Source organism: Pedococcus sp. 2YAF34, assembly GCF_052114585.1.
GTDB lineage: Bacteria > Actinomycetota > Actinomycetes > Actinomycetales > Dermatophilaceae > Pedococcus.
Genome location: NZ_JBFRFA010000015.1, coordinates 1 through 20227 on the forward strand (window position 1 = coordinate 1; position 20227 = coordinate 20227).

Sequence of the window (20227 nt, forward strand, 5' to 3'; positions counted from 1 at the left end):
CTGCGCCTCCTTCTTCGCCGCTGCGCTGCGGGCCGCGGCGGCGCGCTCCTCGGCCAGCTTGGCCTGTCGGGCGGCCTCCGCAGCTGCGGCGCGTGCGGCCGCGGCGGCGGCGAGGCCGTCCTGGCGCTGGCGCTCGAGGGCCACGGAGGTCCTGCGCAGCGTCGCCATGCGGGTAACGAGGGACGCCTGCTGCTTCTGGATGGAGACGGCTGCCGCCTGCGCCTGGTCGGCCTGGGCCTGCGCGGCGTCACGCGCGTCCTGGGCCGAGGTGGCGGCCTTGGCCTGGGCAGCCTGGGCCTGGGCGGCCTGGCGCTTCATGGTCGAGGCGACGATCGAGGTGGCCTGCGCCTCCTGCACGGAGCGGGCGCGGGCGTCGGCGACGGCCTCGAGGGCCGTGGCGCGGTCCATCAGGTCCTGGGGGCCGTCGCTGGACAGGTAGGCCTCGATCTCGCCGAGGCTGCCGCCCTGCTGGTAGACGCCTGCGGCGTACCGACGCACCTCGAGGCTGGCCGCCTCGGCGACCTTCTCGGCGGCGGCAGCGCGCTTCTGGGCGGCTGCGGTCTCGTCCGCCCGGCGCTGGAGCTGGAGGCGGGCCCCGTTGTAGGCCTCGGCCGCAGCGGCGGCGCGGTCCTGGACCTGGCTGAGCTGGGCGCTGGCCGCGGCGTACTGCGCGTCGAGGGCGGCGATCTGCCCGGCGGCGCCGGTGACGGCGGCCTTGGCGCGGTCGACCTGCGCCTTGGACGGGTAGACGGGGTCGGGCTCCGCGGTGGCGGCCAGGGCCGTGGTGAGCGTGAGCAGGCCGACGAGGGAGAGGGCCGAGCCGGCGCGGAGCGCGCGGTGGACAGACGGTGAGCCTGGCACGGGGGATGCCTCTTTCGACGGGGACTGGCAGCCGCAGCAGACTAGGGCCGGGTTTTCACTCCAAACCCTCTCGTCACACCAATCCCACGCCTCGAAGCCCTCTCCACGAAATGACATCCGTGTGGTTCGGGGAGTTACACGGATGTTTTTCAGCAGGTGGTCGCGCTTCTTCGATCAGGTGTCCAGAAATGGTCACGAATCGGTCACGAAATCTGCGTTTTCGCAGGTGAGAGGCCTGCGGGTCACCTGTGGGAGGTCGGCAACAGGCCCTCGAACGGTCGGCGCGGGCCTCAGTGGGCGACGCTGCGGCCCGCACGCAGGGCGGCGTACGCGTCCGGGTCGGTCGCCGCGAGCTCGCGGCGGGCCCGGCGTCGGTAGCGCAGGATCTGCACCACCCCGAGGCCCCACACGAGGTACTGCACCGACATCGCCAGGCGGAAGGTGTCGACGTCGTAGGTGCTCGGGCCCCCGGGGGCGACGCGGTCGAGGATGACCCCGATGAGCGTCACGGTCGACAGCGAGGCGAGGAAGCCGCCGACGTTGACGATGCCGGTGGCGCTGCCGAGGCGGGTCGGCGGGTTGAAGGTGCGTGCGAGGTCGAAGCCCACCATCGAGCCGGGCCCACCGACCGCGGTGACGACGACGAGCAGCACCAGCAGCGGCAGCGGGGCGCGCCCCGGCCACAGCAGGACGACCGCCCAGACGGTCATGATCGCGGCGACGATGCCGAGGATGAGCGTCGACCGCGAGAACGGGTAGCGGGTGACGAAGCCGCCGATGAGGGGGCTCGTGACCACCGTGGTCACCGTCATCAGCATGAGCAGCGTGCCGGCCGTCTCGGGCGAGAGCCCCTGCCCCGCCACGAGGAACGGGTAGCCCCACAGCAGCGCGAAGACGGTTGCCCCGAACTGCGCCGAGAAGTGCGACCACAGCCCGAGCCGGGTACCCGGTGTGCGCCAGGCCGCGCGCACCGTCCGGGCCAGCGCGCGGACCTTGATCTGGTCGAGCTCGTGGTCGGGGTACGGGGAGTCGCGGACCACGACGAGGACCAGCAGCCCGAGCACGACACCCGTCAGTCCGGCGGTGGCGTAGGTCGGCGTCCACCCCCACTGGTGCAGCGCGTGGACGAGCGGGGTCGCCGCGACCAGCGCCCCCACCTGGCCGAGCAGGCCGGTCAGCTGGGTCACCATCGGGATCCGCAGCGGCGGGAACCACAGGGCCACGATCCGGAGCAGCGGGATGAAGATCATCGAGTCGCCGATGCCGACGAAGACCCGCGCGACGATGCCGGCCGGGAACGAGGTGGCGAACGCGAACCCGAGCTGCGCGACGGTCAGGAACGTCACCCCGGCCAGCAGCAGCCGCTTGGAGCCGAACCGGTCGAGCAGCGCCCCCACCGGGATCTGCATCGCGGCGTAGACGAGGAGCTGGACCATCGTGAAGACGGACAGCTGGGTCGCGGCGATGTGGAAGCGGTCCGCGGCGATCAGCCCCGCGACGCCGAGCGAGCTGCGGTGGAAGACGGCGAGCACGTAGATCGCGACCGACGCGCCGTAGACGACCCAGGCCCTCCTGCCGCCGAGCTGCACGGGCGCGGGGCGGGAGCTCACGGGTCCGATTGTCCCCCACGCCTGCGACCTGCTGCGCAGCAGTCCACGGGGGCTAGGTTCGACGGCGTGGAGCACTTCAACAGGGACGGCCTCACCTTCGACGTCACCGACGCGGGCCCGTCGGGCGGACCAGCGGACCGGCCCGTCGCGGTGCTCCTGCACGGATGGCCGCAGGACCGTTCCGCGTGGGCGCCGGTGACGTCCCGCCTGGTCGCGCAGGGCGTGCGCGTCCTCGCCCCCGACCAGCGCGGCTACTCCCCCGGCGCCCGCCCCCGCGGCGCGGCGGCATACCGGATGTCGCAGCTGGTCGCCGACGTGCTCGCCCTCGTCGACGCGAGCGGCGCGCCGCGGGTCCACCTCGTCGGGCACGACTGGGGCGGTGCCGTCGCATGGGCGTTCGCCGAGCGGCACCCCGACCGGCTGCACAGCCTCACCGTCGCCTCCACCCCCCACCCCGACGCGATGGCGTGGGCGCTGCGGCACGGCGACCAGGCACTCAAGAGCTGGTACATGCTCGCCTTCCAGGTCCCCGTCCTGCCGGAGGCCTTCCTGCGCCGACGCCTGCCGTCCGTGCTGCGCGGGACCGGCCTGCCACCGGAGCAGGTCCAGCGGTATGTCGCGCGCTTCCGTGAGCCGGGCGCCGCCAGCGGCGGACTGGCCTGGTACCGCGCGCTGCGGCCCCGGCTCCCCCGCCTGCAGCCGTCCGACCTCCACCCGTCCCACCTGTGGGCCCGGCTCGCGGGCGGCGCGAAGGGACACGGGCCGGACCACGGTTTCGCGTCACCGGTCAGGGTGCCGACGACCTACCTGTGGGGACGCCACGACCCTGCCCTCGGACGTGCCGCGGCGGAGCGGACCGCACGCTGCGTGGGGCCCGACTACCGGTTCGTCGAGCTCGACGCCGGCCACTGGCTCCCGGAGTCGCACCCGGACGAGGTGGCCGCGGCCGTCCTGGACCGGGTGCGCGCAACCCCTCAGGGGTAGAGCCGGCGCGGGCCGGACCAGCTGTCGCGCACGGCCCAGGCGGTCGCCCCGCGCAGCTCGGCGTCACCGGCCACGGCACGCAGCGACATCCGCAGGGCGTCCTCGCGCGTCGGGTAGATGCGGGCGGTCAGGGCACGGCCGTTGACGAACACCTCCAGCGCGGAGTGGTCGACCACGACACGCAGGTCCACCGACCCGTCGTCGCCGACCGGGAACGGACCGGAGCGCGGGGTGGCGTCGACGGTGGGGTCCAGGCTCGAGCGCGAACGGTCCAGGGTCACGGTGCCCGCCTCGGGGCGGTCGTCGGCCGTCACGCCGTTGCCCGCCGTCGTGCCGTTGCCGGCCGGGCCGTCGGTCGTCCCCACCGCGCCAGCTCGCGTCAGCTCGAGGAGGGTCACCTCCGCCCCGTCCGGTGAGGCAGCCAGGGCGAGGGCGACGGTGGCCCCGGGCGGGAGGACCAGGGCGACCTCGAGGTCGCGCTGGTCGCCGCCGCCCAGCGGCAGGGGCGCGTCGGTCAGGCACTGTGCGGCGTACTCCTCCTGCGCACCGCGCAGGCTCGCCACCTCGGGCGCCGGCGCCTGGGCGAGCCGCCCGTCGGCGCCGAGCGCGACCACCCGCGGCAGCGACATGACCCCCGACCAGCCGGCCGCGACCATCGCCTCGTCGGTGCGACCCTCCTGCATCCAGCCGAAGACGATGCGCCGGCCGGTGGCGTCGCGGAAGCTCTGCGGGGCGTAGAAGTAGCGGCCTCCGTAGTCGAGCCGGTGCAGCTCCCGCGGCTCGAACGAGTCACCCCGGTAGCGGCCGGTCCAGTAGAGCGGGTGGTGGGTCACCCCGGCGTCCCACGCCGAGAACACCAGCACGTCGACAGGACTCGTCACGCCGTCCGCGCCGGCGTCGCCGGTCGCCGCGGCGACACCGTCCGTGAGCGGGGGCCGGAACAGGTCGACGCACTCCCACATCGTGCCGGTCCAGTCACCACCCTCGACGGTGCCGACGGCGGCGTCGCCGGTGAGCAGCGGACCCACGAACCGCCAGCTGCGCAGGTCGGCGGACTCGTAGAGCAGCGCCGTGCCGCCGACCCCTGCGATGCCCGAACCCACCAGCTGGCGCCAGCGGCCGTCCTCGCGCCAGACGCAGTGGTCGCGGTACGCCGTCAGCTCCAGCCCCTCGGGGTAGCCGTCGATGACGGGGTTGGCCGGGTCCTTGACCCAGGTGGTGAGGTCGGTGGAACCGGTTGCGAGACAAGGCAGCTCGCGGTCGCCGTCACGTCCCGAGTAGAGGATGGTCGGGATACCGTCGTCGTCCACGAGCACCCCCGACCAGCACCCGTCCCGGTCGGGCCCGTCATCGCCCGGGCTGAGGGCGACGGGCTGGTCGGTCCAGGTGACCAGGTCGGTGCTCGTGGCGTGGCCCCAGTGGATCCGGTGGTGCAGCGCCGAGGCCGGGTTGTACTGGTAGAAGAGGTGGTAGGTCCCCTGCCACTGCGTCAACCCGTTGGGGTCGTTGAGCCAGCCCGCCGGCGACACGAAGTGGAAGCGCGGCCGGTGCCGGTCGGCCTCGGCCAGGTCGACCAGGTTCGGCGCCTCGCGGCTCATGCCCCGGGGTCGTTGTCGATGTCGACCGGCTCCACGTCGTCGGCGAGGTCGTAGCCGAAGACCCGCGCGTAGAAGTACGCCTCGGCCTCCCGGGCCCGCACGATCGTCTCGGCGCGGCGGAACCCGTGCCCCTCCCCCTCGAACTCCAGGTGCGCGACAGGCAGGCCCTTGGCCCGCACGGCGTCGGCCATCCGGGTGGCCTGGTCGGGCGGCACGACCTCGTCGTCCAGCCCCTGCAGCAGGATCATCGGCGCGCTGAGGCTGTCGAGGTGGTGCAGGGGTGACCGCTCGCGGTAGACGTCCCGACCCTCGGGGTAGGGAGCCACCAGGCCGTCGAGGTAGCGGGACTCGAACTTGTGCGTGTCGCGGGCCAGCGCCTCGAGGTCGCCGACGCCGAAGTAGCTGGCGCCCACGGCGAAGACGTCCGTGCCGGTCAGGGCGGCCAGCGTGGTGAACCCGCCTGCACTGCCGCCGCGGATGGCCAGCCGGGCGCCGTCGACCCGGCCCTGCTCGGCCATGGCGCGAGCCCCGGTCGAGCAGTCGTCCACGTCGACGACACCCCACCGACCGCGCAGCCGTTCGCGGTAGGCCCGTCCGTGCCCGGTGCTGCCGCCGTAGTTGACGTCGAGGACCGCCAGGCCGCGGCTGGTCCAGTAGGCGGTGTCGAGGCTGAGCGCCCCGACGGTCATCGAGGTGGGCCCACCGTGGAGCCTGACCACCAGCGGCGGCAGCTCGCCGTCAGGGGCCCGGAACGCCGGGTTGGACGGTGCGTGGAAGACCCCGTGCACCGTGTCGCCCGTCGAGTTGGTCCACGAGACGCCCTCCGGGGTCGTGACCATCCCAGCGGCCAGCTCCACCGCGGACTCGGCCCGCAGCACCCGCTCGGCGCCGGTGCCGAGGTCGATGGCCACCACGGATCGCGGCCGATCGACCCGGTCGACCAGTGCGACCACCGTGCGGCCCTCGACCGTGACGTGGTCGAACGCCACCCCCGGCACGTCCAGTGGCGACAGGCTCCCGTCGGCGACCGTGCCCAGCCGGCCCCGGCCGTCGGCGAACCACGTGCAGACCACCGTGCCGTCGCCGGTGAAGCCGAACGAGGGCCGGTCGAAGACCCACTGCGGCCAGCCCAGCTCGCGCCCGGCGTCGGTCAGGACAGCGGTGCTGCCGTCCGGGTGGACGACCGCCAGCTCGGCCCACCCCGTGCGGTCGGTGAGGTGGTAGAGGTCGCCGCCCGCGGACCACCGCGGCTCCGTGACGGCCACCCCCTCGCCGCCGGCCACCATCCTCGGGTCCGAGAGACCGTCGTCGGTCACCTCGGCCACCCACAGCTGCGTGGAGTCCCACGGCATGTTCGGGTGGTCCCACTGCAGCCAGGCGAGGCGCGCCCCGTCGGGGCTCAGCCTCGGCGCGGCGACGAAGTCGGGTCCGGCGACCAGCTCGGTCCCGCCGTCGGCGTTGTCGCCGTCGAGGTCGAGGCGCACCACCGTGTTCCGTGCCTCGCCCTCGCCGCGGTGGTCCTCGCGGACGCAGTAGAGCCGGCGGCCTCCGAGGTGGAGGCGCAGGTCGGCGTAGCGCAGCGACCCGTCGCCCTCGGGGGTCAGGACACGTGGGTCCGCGCCACCCTCGAGGAGCCGCACCCGTTGGTCGGCGAAGTCGACGAACGCCACGACGCCGTGGTCGACGGTGTAGGCGCCGCCGCCGTACTCGTGCACCCGCGAGCGCACGTTGAAGGGGGCCGGCGTCAGGTCCACCCCGTCCCGGACGAGGACCACCCGACCACCCTCGGTGCCACGACCCTCGAGCCAGTAGACGTGCCCGTCGTCGATCCTCGGCTGGTCGAGGACGACCCGTTCGCCGGCGAGGGCGGCGGCGCTCACGGGCGAGGCCCAGGCGCCGTACGGTGCGGTGGACCGAGGTGGCGTGGGAGTGCTCATTTCCGCAGTGTGCCAGCCCGTGCCGCGAAAAGACCCGAGCCCGGCACTCCCCTGCGGGGTGGCCGGGCTCGGGCTGTCTCGGGTGCGCGGGGGTGCGCTCGGTGGGCTCGGTGCGGGACGCCTCAGGTGGTGGCTGGGACCCGGGTGAGCTGGGTGAGCGCGAACTCGGTGATGCGCACCAGGGCGTGCTTGGCCGACTCGCGGTCGCGGGCGTCCACCGTGATGACGGGGATGTGGGCAGAGATCGCGAGGGCCTCACGGATCTCGTCGGGACCGAACTGGCCGGCGTCGTCGAACTGGTTGAGCGCGACGATGAACGGCAGCCCCTTGGCCTCGAAGTAGTCGACGGCCGCGAAGCTGTCGTCGAGACGACGGGTGTCGACCAGGACCACGGCACCGATGGCGCCCTTGACCAGGTCGTCCCACATGAACCAGAACCGGCGCTGTCCGGGGGTGCCGAACAGGTAGAGCACGAGGTTCTCTGCGAGCGTGATGCGGCCGAAGTCCATGGCCACCGTGGTGGTGTGCTTCTGCTGCACCTTGGAGATGTCGTCCTGGCCCGCGGACTCCTGGGTGACCAGGGCCTCGGTGCGCAGCGGGTCGATCTCGGAGACGGCACCAACGAAGGTGGTCTTGCCGACGCCAAACCCGCCGGCCACGACAATCTTGGTCGAGGCGCTGTTGCGGCTAGAGGGCGCGTAGTCCACTGAGTGTCCTTTCGATGAGTTCACGTCGTTCGTCGGTCGTCGTGTTTTCGGAGATGGTGGCGCGGGTCCTGAGGTGTCCCGCGGTGATGAGGTCGCCCAGGAGCACCCTGGCGACCCCGAGGGGGATGTGGAGCTTGGCGGAGACCTCCGCCACCGACTGTGAGGTGGCACAGAGCTCGATGATGCGACCCGACATGTGTCCCTCGGGCCAGTTCGCACTTCGTCCGGACGGCTGCACTTCGAGCGTGGCTTCGATGGGCAGGTCCACCACGGACTCGGTACGACCGGACGTCAGCGCGTAGGGCCGGACCAGCCTGGGTCCGGCCGACTCCTCGCGTGCGTCGGGCGCCATGACTACCCCGAGATCGGCGCCCGGGCAGCCGCGTCGATCATCTTGCCGACGCGGTCGACCAGCACCGCCATCTCGTAGCCGACCTGACCGATGTCGGAGTCCGTGCTCGTGAGGGCGGCGAGGTGCGAACCGTCGCCGACACTCATGAGCAGCAGGAAGCCGAGCTCCATCTCGATCACGGACTGCAGGACCGTGCCGCCCTGGAAGAGCCGGGCCGCACCGGAGGCCAGGCTCGCCATACCTGAGGCCACCGCCGCCATCTGCTCGGCTCGGTCCTCGGGCAGCTGCTCGCTGGAGGCCATGGGCAGGCCGTCGGCCGAGACCAGGATGGCGTGGGACACGCCAGGGGTCTCGGTCGCGAACTTGGCCACGAGCCAGTCGTACTCGCCCTTGGGCTGGGCCATGGCGTCAGTGCTGAACATCGGCTTCCTCTCGGTGGGTTCCGTCTTGTGCCTCGGTGCGCGCGGCGCTCACACCGTTCTTGTGGCGGGTCAGGCTGCGGCGAACAGCCTCGGGGTCGCGGCGCGACGTCGCGGGTGCGGCGGTCACCTCAGCCGGGGCGTCGGTCTCGCCGGGGTTCATGGTGGTGCCGGGCAGCCGCATCGGGAGGCCCGACGCGGACATCAGCGACCGGTAGATCGGGGTGTTCTCACCGACCGGTGCGGCGGGCGCGGCCTGGGGGTCAGCCTGCACGTCAATCTGCTCCTCGACCTGCTCGTCCTGGGTGGTGGGGTGTGCCGCGACGGTGGTCTCGGCCATGGTGGTGTCGGCGACGGCGTGCTGGTCGACCTCGAGGTCGGCGTCGGACACCGTGCGCGCCTTACGGGCTCCGAAGAACGACGTGTTGTGTGCCCGCAACGCCGGGCGGCCCGTGAAGGGCTCGGGCTCGGCGGCCACCGGGGTGGTCGAGCCGCTGGCACCGGGCACCCGGGTCGGCAGTGCCGGCTCGGTGGGCTGGGCGACGGCCTCGGCCGCCGGGGCGGCGTCCGCACTGTCGTCGGTGGCCTCGGCCACCCACGCGTCGGGAACCGTCAGCTCGGTGGTCTCCGGGGTCGCCGCGGCGTCCTCGGCAACGACGGGCTCGGTCGGGGTGGCCTCGCCGCGCTCCGCCTTCTCGCGCGCCTCGGTGACCGCCGCGCGGTGCTCGAGCCAGGCAGAGAGGTTGGAGGGCATGCGGTGCTCCTGCGCCTCCAGCGCCTCGATGCGAGCGGCCTCGGCAGCCTTGCGGCTGGGGAGCCAGCTCGTGAGCCGTCCACCCTTGGCCTTGTCGCCGCCCTTGTCCGCGGTGTCGGCCGTGGCCGGCGTCTCGGCGAACTCAGTGGCCTCGGTGATGCCCGTGGCGCGCGGCTTGCGCATCGGGAGCCCGGCAGCCGAGCGCGTGACCTCGGCCGTGGGTGCCGCGGCCTTGGCCTCTTCGGCGGCCTTGGCGGCCTCTGCAGCCTTCACCTCAGCAGCCTTCGCCTCAGCAGCCTTCGCCTCGGCTGCCTTGGCATCCTCAGCAGCCTTCGCCTCGGCTGCCTTGGCGTCCTCAGCAGCCTTCGCCTTGGCAGCGGTCTCCGCCTGGGCCGCTTCAGCAGCCTTGGCGGCTTCGGCGGCCTTGCCAGCCTCTGCCTTCTCCTGGGCTGCGGTGTCCGCGGCGGCGTCACCATGGGTGTCGTGGCCACGCGCACCGTTGCTGCCATTGACCTCAGCCGGCGCACCGTTGCTGCCGTTCGCCACCACGGAGTGGCCGTTGGTCGCGGCCTTCTCCTCGGCCGCGGCCTCGGCGCCCTCGATGACGGGCTTGATCGGGATCGAGGGGATGCCGCCGCCGGCCGTGGGGCCGTGCGCGCCGGGGGTACGGGTCGGGAGGACCTTCTTCGCCGCACCGGGCACGGGGCTCGGCCCGGTGCTCGGGGTGGGCGTGAGGCTCGGGGCTCCGCTGGCGCCACGGACGCGGGTCGGCAGGCCCGCCTTGGTCGTCCCGCCGACGGCAGGAGCGGTCGGCGTCGCGGCAGGAGCTGCGGGAGCAGGAGCTGCGGCGGCTGCGGCCGCTGCGGGGCGGACCGGGCGCTCGGCGCGGGCGTTGTCGGCCAGCAGGCCGGCGGGCAGGTGCACCGAGACCGTGACGCCCTGCTTGTCGGCGCCGTTGCGACGCAGGCGCACGGCGATGCCGTGGCGCTTGGCCAGGCTGCCGACCACGAACAGGCCCATGCGGCGTGCGGTGTCGGGGGTGATGTCGCCACCGTGCGCAAGGCGGTCGTTGAGCCCCGCGAGCTCCTTCGGCGGCATGCCGAGGCCCTTGTCGTCGACCTCGATCAGGAGGCCGCCCTCGGGCGTACGGGCACCGCGGATCCCCACGCGGGTGGTGGGCGGCGAGTAGGCCAGGGCGTTGTCGACGACCTCGGCGAGCAGGTGGATGAGGTCGGAGCCGACGGCGCCCAGGACGTGGTCGTTGGAGGTGTCGCCGATGTCGATGCGCTCGTAGTTCTCGACCTCGGACACGGCCGCGCGCACGGCGTCGGACACCGACACCGACCCGGACACACCGCGACGCGTGGAGGTCCCGGCGAGCACGAGCAGCGAGTCGCTGTTGCGACGCATACGGGCTGCCAGGTGGTCGAGGCGGAACAGGCTCTGCAGCCGCTTGGGGTCCTCCTCGTCGCTCTCGAGGCGCTCGATGAGCGAGAGCTGCTGGTCGATGAGTGAGGTGCTGCGGCGCGAGAGGGTCTCGAACATGTGGCCGACCTGCACGCGCAGGCGGGCCTGCTCACCGGCGAGGGTCAGCGCCTGGGTGTGGAGGTCGTCGACGGCGCGGGCCAGCTGGCCCATCTCCTCGCTGGTGTTGACCGGGATGGCCACGAACTCCGGCGGCTCGGTGCCGTCACGCATGGCGGCGACGGCCGCGGGCAGGCGCTTGTTGGCCACGTCGAGGGCGCCCTGGCGCACCGCGCGGATCGGCACGAGGAGCGAGCGGAGCAGGGCGAGCACGATGGCGAGGGCGGCGATGAGCGCCGCAGCCACGATGATCGCGTTGAGGATGGCGGTGCCGCGGAAGTCGGAGGCGCGCTGGCGCAGGTTGCTCTCGAGGGAGACGAGCTCGCTGTCGAGGAGCTTGGTGTACCCGGCGTTGCTCGACTCGACGACCGTGCCGAGCGCGGCGAGCTGGTCCTTGTCGATGCTCTCCTGCTGCAGCGTGTAGTTGCGGCGGCCGTTGTCGTTGAGCAGCTGGCGGACCTGGGCACCGCTGTCGGGCACCTCGGCCTGCAGGCGGGTGAGGGCAGCGGTCTCGGCGCCGACCTGGCCGATGGCGCGCAGCGTGGCGGCGCCGTCGTCGGTGTTGGCGAGGTTGAGCTGCTGCCCGGTCATCGCGCGCTGGGCGGCGAGGGTGTCCTGGACGGCGACGACGATCTTCGCCGAGGCGGAGTCGTCGGAGAGGCCGAGGTCGGCGACGGCGGTCGACAGGAGCGTCGCGATGCTGCCCGACCGGTCGATGACGACGTCGGAGAACCCGTTCTGGGTCTTGGCGCTGCGCACGGCCTGGCCGAGGGACAGCGCGCTGGTGCCGCTGCGCCGCACGCTCTCGGGGATGCCGGGGGTCTTCAGGGCGATGCGGAGGTCGGCCGCGGCGGACTCGTACTTGGTGATGGCGGCGATGACGCCACCGCCGCCGACGCTGCCGGCGGCCGCGAGGCGCTGCACGGCGAGGTTGTACTCGACCACGGGGCGGATGACCAGGACGGTGTCGGCCGCGCGGTCGAGCTTCGTCGACGTGTCGAAGTCGTTCTTGACGCGCAGGCCACCGAACACGAAGGCGAGCACCACCGGCAGGACGACAGCCGCAGCAAGCTTCCGTCGCAGGGGCCAGTCGCCGAAGGACCAGCCTTGGGGGACACGGCCAGCCGCCGACTGCAGTCTGGACACGGAGCCACCTTCCTCATCACGAAAACTTGGGCGATCGGCAAGATATGGGTCCGGATGAGGGGTCTGGGTAGGCCTGCGTGGTCGTTTCGAACGTTCGACTCTGCAGATGTGGCCGAAGGGACTAGGCGCGTCGGGTGACAGCGTCGGACGGCTGACTGGACCCTCAACCGCACGTCCCGAAAGGCGACATAAGCCGCGCGGTCCGTCGGCGGGGTGTATACCGTGAGGCCGTCACCGTTGGGTGACGCAGGAGTGACGGGGATCCAGATGGAGAGCACGGTTTCGACAAGCGAGGTGCAGGCGCTTCGTCAGCTCTCGCGACTGATGAACAAGGCCAGCGGGCAGGAGAGCCTTCAGGACCTGCTCGACCTCGTGGTCGAGGGAGCAGCCGACATCGTGGGCTTCCAGGTCGCGGCGATCAGCCTCGTCCGGTCCAGCGGCGACCTCGAGATCGTCGCCATCGGCGGCCACCCGGACGCCACGGCCCAGCTCATGGGCCGGCGAACCTCGCGCGAGAGCATCGAGGCGGAGTTCGCCGTCGCCGAGCACTGGGGCTCGCTGCGCTTCATCCCGGCGGCCATGCTGCCGACCACCGCCCCGGCAGGCTGGGTCGCGTCGGAGTGGGAGGAGCAGGTCATCGGCGACCCCGAGGCCTGGGACCCCGAGGACACCCTGCTCGCCCCCTTCTACGACCCGGCCGGCGAGATGATCGGGATGATCTCGGTCGACCTGCCCCTGTCGGCCAAGCGGCCCACCCAGGTGCAGCAGGGCGTCCTGGAGGTCTTCGCCAACCAGGCCGGCATCGCCATCAACTCGTTCCGCCAGCGCCAGACGCTCGCCGAGCAGGTCCGCCTCGCCGGCACCGTGCAGAACCTCGCCCGCATCTCCCAGGGCATCCTGGAGCCCTCGCGCGTGGTCGAGGCGATCGTCGACCCCATCAGGACCGGTATGGAGTGCCTGGGCCTGTGGGTCCGCGCCTTCTCCAACGAGGACGCCGCGACGACGGAGAGCCTCGCCGCCTACTCCCTGCACGGCCTGGAGCGCACCCCCCGCGAGATGGTCGACATCGCCCGTCGCATGGGTGAGTACTGCTGGAGCCAGCAGGTCGCGGCGGTGATCCGGGACGGCGTCGCGCGTCCGAGCGGTGTGCTGGAGGAGTCCGAGCTGCAGGCCGTCACGGACTTCCTGGAGCCCACCGGCGCCGGCTCGCTGCTGCTAGCGCCCATCGGCGCGGGCACCGAGTGCCTGGGCCACATGGTCCTCACGCGCTCGACCGACGCCCCGGCGTGGAGCGAGGCCGAGCGCGTCGCCGCCCTGGAGATCGGGCGGGACGTCGGCCGTTCGATCGTCAACGCCCGGCTCTTCGAGCTCGAGCGCCGGATGACCGCCGAGCTGCGACGGGCCGACCGCGCAAAGACGACCCTCTTCTCCACCATCTCGCACGAGCTGAAGAACCCGCTCGCCTCGATCATGGGCCACCTCGAGCTGCTCAAGGAGGACCCGACCGGCGACCCGGCGTGGTCGCTCAAGGTGATGGAGCGCAACACCCACCGCCTCCAGGGGCTGGTCGACGACCTGCTCACCCTGGCGAAGGTCAGCGACCCCGACCGGCCGCTGGTGCGCGAGCGCGTCGACATGGTCGCGCTCGTCCAGGACGCGGTCGACATGTTCCTGCCGCGGGCAGCGCAGGCGAACGTCACCATCACCGTCCAGGCGCCCCCGCAGGCCCCCTGCGCCTGGGGCAGCTCCGAAGAGCTGGCGCGCCTCGTGGACAACCTCATCAGCAACGCCGTGAAGTACACGACGGACGGTGGCGCCGTGACCGTGCAGCTGCGCACCGTCGGCGACCGGGTCGAGCTGGTCTGCTCCGACCAGGGCATCGGCATCTCCAGGGCCGACCAGCGCTCGCTGTTCACCGAGTTCTTCCGCAGCACCAACCCCGACGCCCTCGAGGTGCCCGGCACCGGACTGGGGCTGAGCATCGTGCAGCGCATCGTGTCGCGGCACCAGGGCTCGGTCGCGGTGGACTCCGAGCTCGGCAGGGGCACCTCCTTCACGGTCCTGCTGCCCACCGGCTGATCGGGGTCTCGTAGGACCACCCCAGCCCCTTGACAGCCTGACCACAGGCTGGGCCGCGACCTTCGTCGGAGAGCCTGCGCCACCCGGCGCGGCACACGAGAGGGGAGCACCACGTGCCCAGCAAGTCCATCGTCACGGCGGCCTGCGGGATCGCCGCAGCCACCGGCATCGTCATCGCCGCGGCCTCCCTGGCGAACGCGTCGGCCACCAACGCCCCTGCAGCCTCCGCCGGCTACGCGCTCGGCTACGGCCAGCAGGGCACCGCGCCCCAGGGCGGCCCCCAGGGCGACCGTGGCCCGGGTGGCAACCACACCCCCGTCACGGGCTCCGAGCTCACCAAGGTCACCGCCGCGGTCAAGGCCAAGGACTCCGCCGTCACCGTCACCTCCGCCCGGAAGGACGAGGACGGCTCCTACGACGTCTTCGGCACCAAGGCCGGTGCCCCCGTCAGGGTCGAGGTCAGCAAGGACCTCAAGACCGTGACCGTCGAGACCGGCGGTCCCGGTGGCGGCCGCGGCCATGGCGGTATGGGGGGCGGCATGGGCGGCAGCGCCGACACCCCGGTCACCGGCGCCGAGCTCACCAAGGTCACCGCCGCGGTGAAGGCCAAGGACTCGGCCGTCACCGTGTCGAGCGTGCGCAAGGACCCCGACGGCTCCTACGACGTGCTCGGCACCAAGGCCGGCACCCCGGTCATGCTCGAGGTCAGCAAGGACCTCAAGACCATCACCACGCGCACCGGTGGCCCCGGCGGCCACGGACCAGACGGTGACCGGCCCGGCCTGCCCGGCACCCAGTCCGGTACGCAGTCCGGCACCGGCGCCAACACCCCGTCAGGGACGGCGACCGGTACCGCCTACCGCACCGTCTGACGCAGCCCACGCGCCACCTGCGCCGGTCCCTTCCCCCGGGGCCGGCGCAGGCCTCTGCGCGCCGCGCACCCCTCGGGCATCGCCCAGCCCCGCGAGCGCCCCACCGTCAGCTAGCGCACGACCTGGCGGTGGCTGCCGTCCACGCGACGCGTCCACCCGCGGTTGTCGAGGTGCTCCAGCAGCGGGACGGCGACCCGTCGCGTCGTCTCGAGGGCCTGCCGAGCCTCACTGAGCGTGAACGGCTGGGGCAGCCCGGCCAGCACCCGCATCGCCCGCGCGGGGGCGTCCGGTCGCAGCAGCACCCCGTCGTCCAGGCGCATCAGCCGGCCGGCGCGGACGGCGGCGGCCACCTCAGCCCGGCCGAGGCCCCAGGCGTCGAGGTCGGGCTGCTCCGGCGCGGCGAAAGGCGTTGCGGCCAGGCGCTCCTCGAGCTCAAGCAGACCGGACTCGGCCGCGCCGAGGGAGGCGCGCACGCCAGGTACCCAGACCCGACCCTCGACCAGCTCGAGGTCGGCCGCGTGCACCACCTGCGGCAGGAGCGCGCGGTCGGGGACACCGGCCACGGCCACCGCCGCCTCGGCCGTGAGACTCGGCTCGAGCGGCTGCTCGGCCACCCGGCGGTGCAGCGCCTGAGCAAGGGCCGCCGACCAGCCCTCGAGCGCAGACGTGGCCACGAGCCACGGACCGTGGACGGCCACCTCGTCGGAGTGCGTGGGGGGCAGCGGGATGCCGAGGGCGACGGCGTCGTCGACGCGCATGGCCCCTCGGCGCCCCACCTCCGCGGCCAGGTCGGGCGTGCCCGTGGCACGGGCGAGCTGCTCCGCCCACCGGCGGGCGGCCCCGCGCCGGCGCAGCTCGGGCGGGTCGGCGTCGAGCACCAGGGCGCCGGCGACGACCCGCTTGGCACCGGGGTCGCGCAGGATCGCGCGGTCACCCGCGACGAGGGGCAGCGGCCGGTCGAGGACGAGCCGTACGGCGTCCGCCCCGAGCGGCCGCACGTGCGCCTGCACGGCGGTGGTGCCCACGTGCAGCGTGAGCTGCGAGGGCAGGCGCTGCTGGGTGGCGCCCCCCGGCAGCCGCTCCGAGCCCCCGACCGGATCGACCCGCACGTCCACGACCGCGGTCAGGCGCCACGCCCCCAGCGTGACCAGAACGTCGCCGCGAGCCACCTCGGACACACCCACCCCGCGGAGGTTGACCGCGACCCGGGACACGGGACCGACGCGGTCGTGCTGCTGCTCCATCGACTCCAGCCCGCGGACCCGGGCCGGCCGACCGGCGAGGTCGACCTCGTCACCCACCGCGATGGTCCCCTCCCCCAGGGTCCCGGTCACGACGGTGCCGCTGCCGCGGATGGTGAAGGCACGGTCGACCCACAGCCGCACCCGGCCGTCGGTGCGTGGCGGTGGCGTGGCGGCGGCGAGCCGCTCGAGGGCCGCCAGGAGCTCGGGCATCCCCTCCCCCGTCAGCGCCGAGACCGGGACCCCCTCGACGTCACCGAGGCTGGTCCGGGCGATCCGCGAGCGGCCGTCCGCGAGCGCCGGGCCCGGGTCGGCGAGGTCGCTGCGGGTGACGACGAGCAGGCCCCTGCTGATGCCGAGGGCGTGCACTGCGGCGAGGTGCTCGCTCGACTGCTGGCGCCAGCCCTCGTCGGCGGCCACGACGAAGACCACCGCCGACGTCGGGCCGAGCCCGGCCAGCATGTTGCCGATGAAGCGCTGGTGGCCCGGCACGTCGACGAACGCGACCTGCGCCCCCGACGGCAGCCGGGTCCATGCGTACCCGAGGTCGATGGTGAGCCCGCGGCGGCGCTCCTCGTCCCACCGGTCCGGCTCGATACCGGTGAGGGCCCGGACCAGCGCGGACTTGCCGTGGTCGACGTGGCCGGCCGTGGCGAAGACGTGCACCGCGCGGACCTCCTGGACGACTGTGGCGGAGGTGGACGGGAATCGAACCCGCCAGACCGAGATGCTCGGTCTCACCGGTGTTGAAGACCGGGGGGACCACCAGGAACCCTGACACCTCCGCGGCCACGCTATAACGCGGTCGGCGACAGTGCCGTGGCGACCCCGTGGGCGTGGGCGTCAGTTCCAGGATCCGCCGTTGCCCCAGCCGGGGCCGGGGCGCACCTTCGGCGGCGCGCCCTCCTCGCCCTCGTCGTGCCAGTCGTCGTCCCTGCGCCCCCGGAACCGGTTGACGACACCGACGACGATCACCCCCGCGAACGCCACGACCCCCAGCCCGAAGATGCAGAACAGGACCACTGCGAACATCGGCGACCCTCCCCAGTGCGCGCACGCCGGCGCGTGGTCCGAATGTACTCCGCCGGCCCCCGCCCGGAGGGGCCGCGTTCGGCGCCCGCGCCATGAACGGTCGGCCGCGATGGTCGGCCGCAACGGTCGGCAGGACCGGCGCCGAGGCGCCGACATACAGTCGGCTCATGACGACCACGGCTGCACCGGTCCGCCTGACGCAGTTCGCCCACGGAGGGGGCTGCGCGTGCAAGATCCCCCCGGGCGAGCTCGAGGACATGGTGCGCGGGCTCACCGGTGTCGCCTCGCCCGACCTGCTCGTCGGGCTCGACGACGGTGACGACGCGGCGGCCGTGCGGGTCGAGGGAGACCTGGCCATCCTGGCCACTGCCGACTTCTTCACCCCGGTCGTCGACGACGCCTACGACTGGGGTCGGATCGCCGCGGCCAACGCCCTCTCCGACATCTACGCCATGGGGGGCCGGCCCGTGGTGGCGGTCAACCTGCTGGGCTGGCCGCGGGACGTCCTGCCGCCCGAGCTCGCGGCCGAGGTGCTGCGCGGGGGCCTCGACGTGGGCCGCCTCGCGGGGTGCCCGGTCGCCGGCGGCCACAGCATCGACGACCCGGAGCCGAAGTACGGCATGGCCGTGACGGGGGTCGCCCACCCGGACCGCCTGCTGCGCAACGACGCCGCGCAGGCCGGCCTGCCGATCTCCCTGACCAAGCCGCTCGGGGTGGGCGTCCTCAACAACCGGCACAAGGCGACCGGCGAGGTGTTCGCGCAGGCGGTCGCGTCGATGGCCGAGCTCAACGACCGCGCCTCGCGCGACGCCGTGGCCGCCGGGATCCGCGCGGCCACCGACGTCACCGGGTTCGGCCTGCTCGGCCACCTGTTCAAGATGGCCCGGGCCTCCGGCGTCACGGCGGTCGTGGACGCTGCTGCCGTCCCCTACCTCGACGGTGCTCGGCAGTCGCTGCGCGACGGGTTCGTCCCGGGGGGCAGCCAGCGCAACCTCGCCTGGGTGCGCCCATACCTCGACGCCGGGGTGGGTGAGGACGAGCTGGTGCTGCTCGCCGACGCCCAGACCAGCGGGGGGCTGCTCGTGGCCGGCGAGGTGCCGGGCGGCACCGTGGTGGGCGAGCTCGTCCCGCGCGGCGACTCGGTCCTGGTCGTCAGGTGACGCCCGACCCGTCGACCCCTGACGGGCAGCACGACGCGGCGGGGGTCGAGGCGCTCCTGGCCGAGGCACGATCCGGGCTGGACAGGCTCACCCCGGCGCAGGCGTACGACGCGGTGCTCTCGGGCGCGCTCCTCGTCGACACGCGCACCACCGAGCAGCGCGCGCGGCAGGGTGACCTGCCCGGCGCGGTCGTCATCGACCGGACCGTCTTCGAGTGGCGGCTCGACCCGGGCAGCCCCTGGCACATCCCGGAGGTCACGGGCCCCGACCAGCTCGTCGTCGTGGTCTGCCGGCAGGGGTACAGCTCGAGCCTTGCAGCGGCGTCGCTGCAGCGGCTGGGTCTGCGCCGGGCCACCGACGTCGTGGGTGGTGCCGAGGCGTGGTTCGCCGCCGGGCTGCCCCGGCACGACGGCCCCGTCGACGTCCGCGAGTAGCCGCTCGGACGAAGCCCGCCCGCCGCGCCGGGTGGGCGCAGCGGGCGGGCTCGTCGGTGCTGCGGCCGTCAGTGGGCGGCGCCGGCTCCCCGGTCGGCTCCGGCTCGGTGCGTACCCGCGGCAGCGCCTGCACCGTGGTGCGGCTTGCGGGTGATGAGGGGGATGACCATGGCGACGATGGTGATGATCCCGATGATCGTGAACCCGCGGGTGTAGGACTTGCTGTCGCCGATGAGGCTGGCGATGAGCAGCGGCCCGATGACGCCGCCGATGCTCCACCCGACGAGCATGAGCCCGTAGATGGCGCCGACGTTCTTCACGCCGAAGAACTTGCCCGCCGTCGACGGCATGGTGCCGAACGCCCCGCCGTAGCAGGTGTAGATCAGCGCGGCGAGGACGGCGAACAGGGCCGTGTTGCTGGCGTGCGGGATGAGGAGCAGGCAGACGGCCTGGATGCCGAGGATGCCGAGGAACGCCGGCATCTTGCCGACCATGTCGGACAGCCAGCCCCACAGGATGCGGCCGCCGCCGTTGAAGACGGCCAGGATGCCGACGAGGCTCGCGGCCGCGGTCTTGGAGTACCCGGCGATGTCGGTGGCGCTGCCGGCCGCCACCGCGATCAACGAGATGCCGGCGGTGACGCTCATGGTGAGGATCAGGGTCAGCAGGTACCACTGCGGGGTGCGCAGGGCCTCGTCCACCGCGAAGTCGCGCTCACCCGAGACCGCGTCGACGGCCTTGTCGTCGTCCGCCGCTTCAGTCGTGGCCGTGGCAGCGGCGCCGGCCGGCGGGTTGGCGAAGAAGGTCGTGCCGATGAGCAGGGCGACGAGGTAGGCGATGCCGAGCCAGAGGAACGCGCGCGTCGGCTGCGACGGCGAGTTGTCGATGAGCGCCTGCCCGACCGGCGCGGTGATCACGGCGCCGAAGCCGAACCCGGCCACCGCGAGCCCGGTGATGAGCCCCGGCTTGTCGGGGAACCACTTCTGCAGCATGGCGATCGGCACGATGTAGACCATCCCGAGCCCGAACCCGCCGATGACGCCGTAACCCAGGACCAGCAGCCAGAACATGTCGGCGTTGGTCGCGAACGAGGCCATGATGACCCCGATGCTGTAGATGACCCCGCCGACCATCGCGACGACGCGCGGGCCCCGGCGGTCCTGCAGCCGGCCGCCGACGAAGCTGCCGATGAAGATCATCCCGAGGACGACGCTGAACGGCACCGCGGCCTTGGCCTTCGACCAACCGAACGCCTCCTCGCTCTGCAGCGCCTTGGCGAACACGCTCCAGGCGTAGACCGACCCGATCGACAGCTGCACGAGGATGGCGCACACGAGGATGACCCAGCGGTTCGGAGCCCTGCCCGCGGCGCGGCCGTCCCGCGCGGAGACACCGGCCGTGGTGCTGCGAGTGCTCTCGCTCATCTCGTCCCTCCTTCTGCCCGTGTGGTTCCGGGC

General features: G+C 73.2%; 15 protein-coding genes, 1 tRNA gene and 1 pseudogene. 5 read left to right on the top strand and 12 right to left on the bottom strand.

The window, feature by feature from the left end; translation table 11 throughout:
* Positions 1-861, bottom strand: a pseudogene (locus AB4Z02_RS09960) (hypothetical protein); the annotation flags it as partial.
* A gap of 290 nt (positions 862-1151) precedes the next feature.
* Entirely contained in the window at positions 1152-2471 is a 1320-nt protein-coding gene (locus tag AB4Z02_RS09965; protein ID WP_441970683.1) for an MFS transporter, read from the bottom strand.
* A gap of 66 nt (positions 2472-2537) precedes the next feature.
* On the opposite strand from AB4Z02_RS09965, the gene AB4Z02_RS09970 reads away from it, so the two are divergent.
* Entirely contained in the window at positions 2538-3455 is a 918-nt protein-coding gene (locus AB4Z02_RS09970; protein ID WP_056883178.1) for an alpha/beta fold hydrolase, read from the top strand.
* Here AB4Z02_RS09970 and AB4Z02_RS09975 read toward each other — a convergent pair.
* The 6 genes from AB4Z02_RS09975 to AB4Z02_RS10000 all read right to left on the bottom strand — a co-directional run bounded on the left by AB4Z02_RS09975 (position 3446) and on the right by AB4Z02_RS10000 (position 11952).
* Positions 3446-5053: a glycoside hydrolase family 32 protein gene (locus tag AB4Z02_RS09975; RefSeq protein WP_441970686.1), complete on the bottom strand. Its 1608-nt coding sequence runs from the start codon at positions 5051-5053 to the stop codon at positions 3446-3448. The two genes, AB4Z02_RS09970 and AB4Z02_RS09975, sit on opposite strands and share 10 nt — an antisense overlap.
* Positions 5050-6990 carry a S9 family peptidase gene (locus tag AB4Z02_RS09980; RefSeq protein WP_441970687.1) on the bottom strand — a complete coding sequence of 647 codons (1941 nt, stop codon included), beginning with the start codon at positions 6988-6990 and terminating at the stop codon, positions 5050-5052. Before AB4Z02_RS09980 ends, AB4Z02_RS09975 begins: the two co-directional genes overlap by 4 nt.
* A gap of 122 nt (positions 6991-7112) precedes the next feature.
* Positions 7113-7697 carry a GTP-binding protein gene (locus AB4Z02_RS09985; RefSeq protein ID WP_441970689.1) on the bottom strand — a complete coding sequence of 195 codons (585 nt, stop codon included), beginning with the start codon at positions 7695-7697 and terminating at the stop codon, positions 7113-7115.
* Positions 7678-8049: a DUF742 domain-containing protein gene (locus AB4Z02_RS09990; RefSeq protein WP_056883175.1), complete on the bottom strand. Its 372-nt coding sequence runs from the start codon at positions 8047-8049 to the stop codon at positions 7678-7680. Before AB4Z02_RS09990 ends, AB4Z02_RS09985 begins: the two co-directional genes overlap by 20 nt.
* A gap of 2 nt (positions 8050-8051) precedes the next feature.
* On the bottom strand, positions 8052-8471 hold the full coding sequence (locus AB4Z02_RS09995) for a roadblock/LC7 domain-containing protein (protein ID WP_082590272.1): 420 nt from the start codon (positions 8469-8471) through the stop codon (positions 8052-8054).
* Entirely contained in the window at positions 8458-11952 is a 3495-nt protein-coding gene (locus AB4Z02_RS10000; RefSeq protein ID WP_441970691.1) for a sensor histidine kinase, read from the bottom strand. The genes AB4Z02_RS09995 and AB4Z02_RS10000 overlap by 14 nt, the downstream gene beginning before the upstream one ends.
* A gap of 324 nt (positions 11953-12276) precedes the next feature.
* Here AB4Z02_RS10000 and AB4Z02_RS10005 point away from each other — a divergent pair, with 324 nt between their 5' ends.
* Positions 12277-14031, top strand: coding sequence for a sensor histidine kinase (locus AB4Z02_RS10005; RefSeq protein WP_056883173.1), 1755 nt, complete (start codon positions 12277-12279; stop codon positions 14029-14031).
* Positions 14032-14144: 113 nt separating this feature from the next.
* Positions 14145-14903: a hypothetical protein gene (locus tag AB4Z02_RS10010; protein ID WP_441970693.1), complete on the top strand. Its 759-nt coding sequence runs from the start codon at positions 14145-14147 to the stop codon at positions 14901-14903.
* Positions 14904-15013: 110 nt separating this feature from the next.
* Here AB4Z02_RS10010 and selB read toward each other — a convergent pair whose 3' ends face one another.
* The 3 genes from selB to AB4Z02_RS10025 all read right to left on the bottom strand — a co-directional run bounded on the left by selB (position 15014) and on the right by AB4Z02_RS10025 (position 17176).
* Complete coding sequence (selB, locus tag AB4Z02_RS10015) at positions 15014-16810, bottom strand: selenocysteine-specific translation elongation factor (protein WP_441970695.1); 1797 nt, start codon at positions 16808-16810, stop codon at positions 15014-15016.
* A 23-nt stretch (positions 16811-16833) separates the two neighbouring features.
* Positions 16834-16929: transfer RNA gene (locus tag AB4Z02_RS10020), tRNA-Sec, on the bottom strand.
* Positions 16930-16987: 58 nt separating this feature from the next.
* On the bottom strand, positions 16988-17176 hold the full coding sequence (locus AB4Z02_RS10025; protein ID WP_441970696.1) for a hypothetical protein: 189 nt from the start codon (positions 17174-17176) through the stop codon (positions 16988-16990).
* Positions 17177-17343: 167 nt separating this feature from the next.
* Between AB4Z02_RS10025 and selD the strand changes: the two genes are divergently transcribed.
* Together selD and AB4Z02_RS10035 are read left to right on the top strand one after the other, a co-directional pair.
* Positions 17344-18336, top strand: a complete 993-nt coding sequence (gene selD, locus AB4Z02_RS10030; protein WP_441970698.1) for a selenide, water dikinase SelD — start codon at positions 17344-17346, stop codon at positions 18334-18336.
* Positions 18333-18770 carry a rhodanese-like domain-containing protein gene (locus AB4Z02_RS10035; RefSeq protein WP_056883168.1) on the top strand — a complete coding sequence of 146 codons (438 nt, stop codon included), beginning with the start codon at positions 18333-18335 and terminating at the stop codon, positions 18768-18770. The genes selD and AB4Z02_RS10035 overlap by 4 nt, the downstream gene beginning before the upstream one ends.
* A 68-nt stretch (positions 18771-18838) precedes the next feature.
* Here the strand turns inward: AB4Z02_RS10035 and AB4Z02_RS10040 are convergent, their stop codons facing one another.
* Positions 18839-20194, bottom strand: a complete 1356-nt coding sequence (locus AB4Z02_RS10040; protein WP_441970700.1) for an L-lactate MFS transporter — start codon at positions 20192-20194, stop codon at positions 18839-18841.
* Positions 20195-20227: the final 33 nt, after the last annotated feature.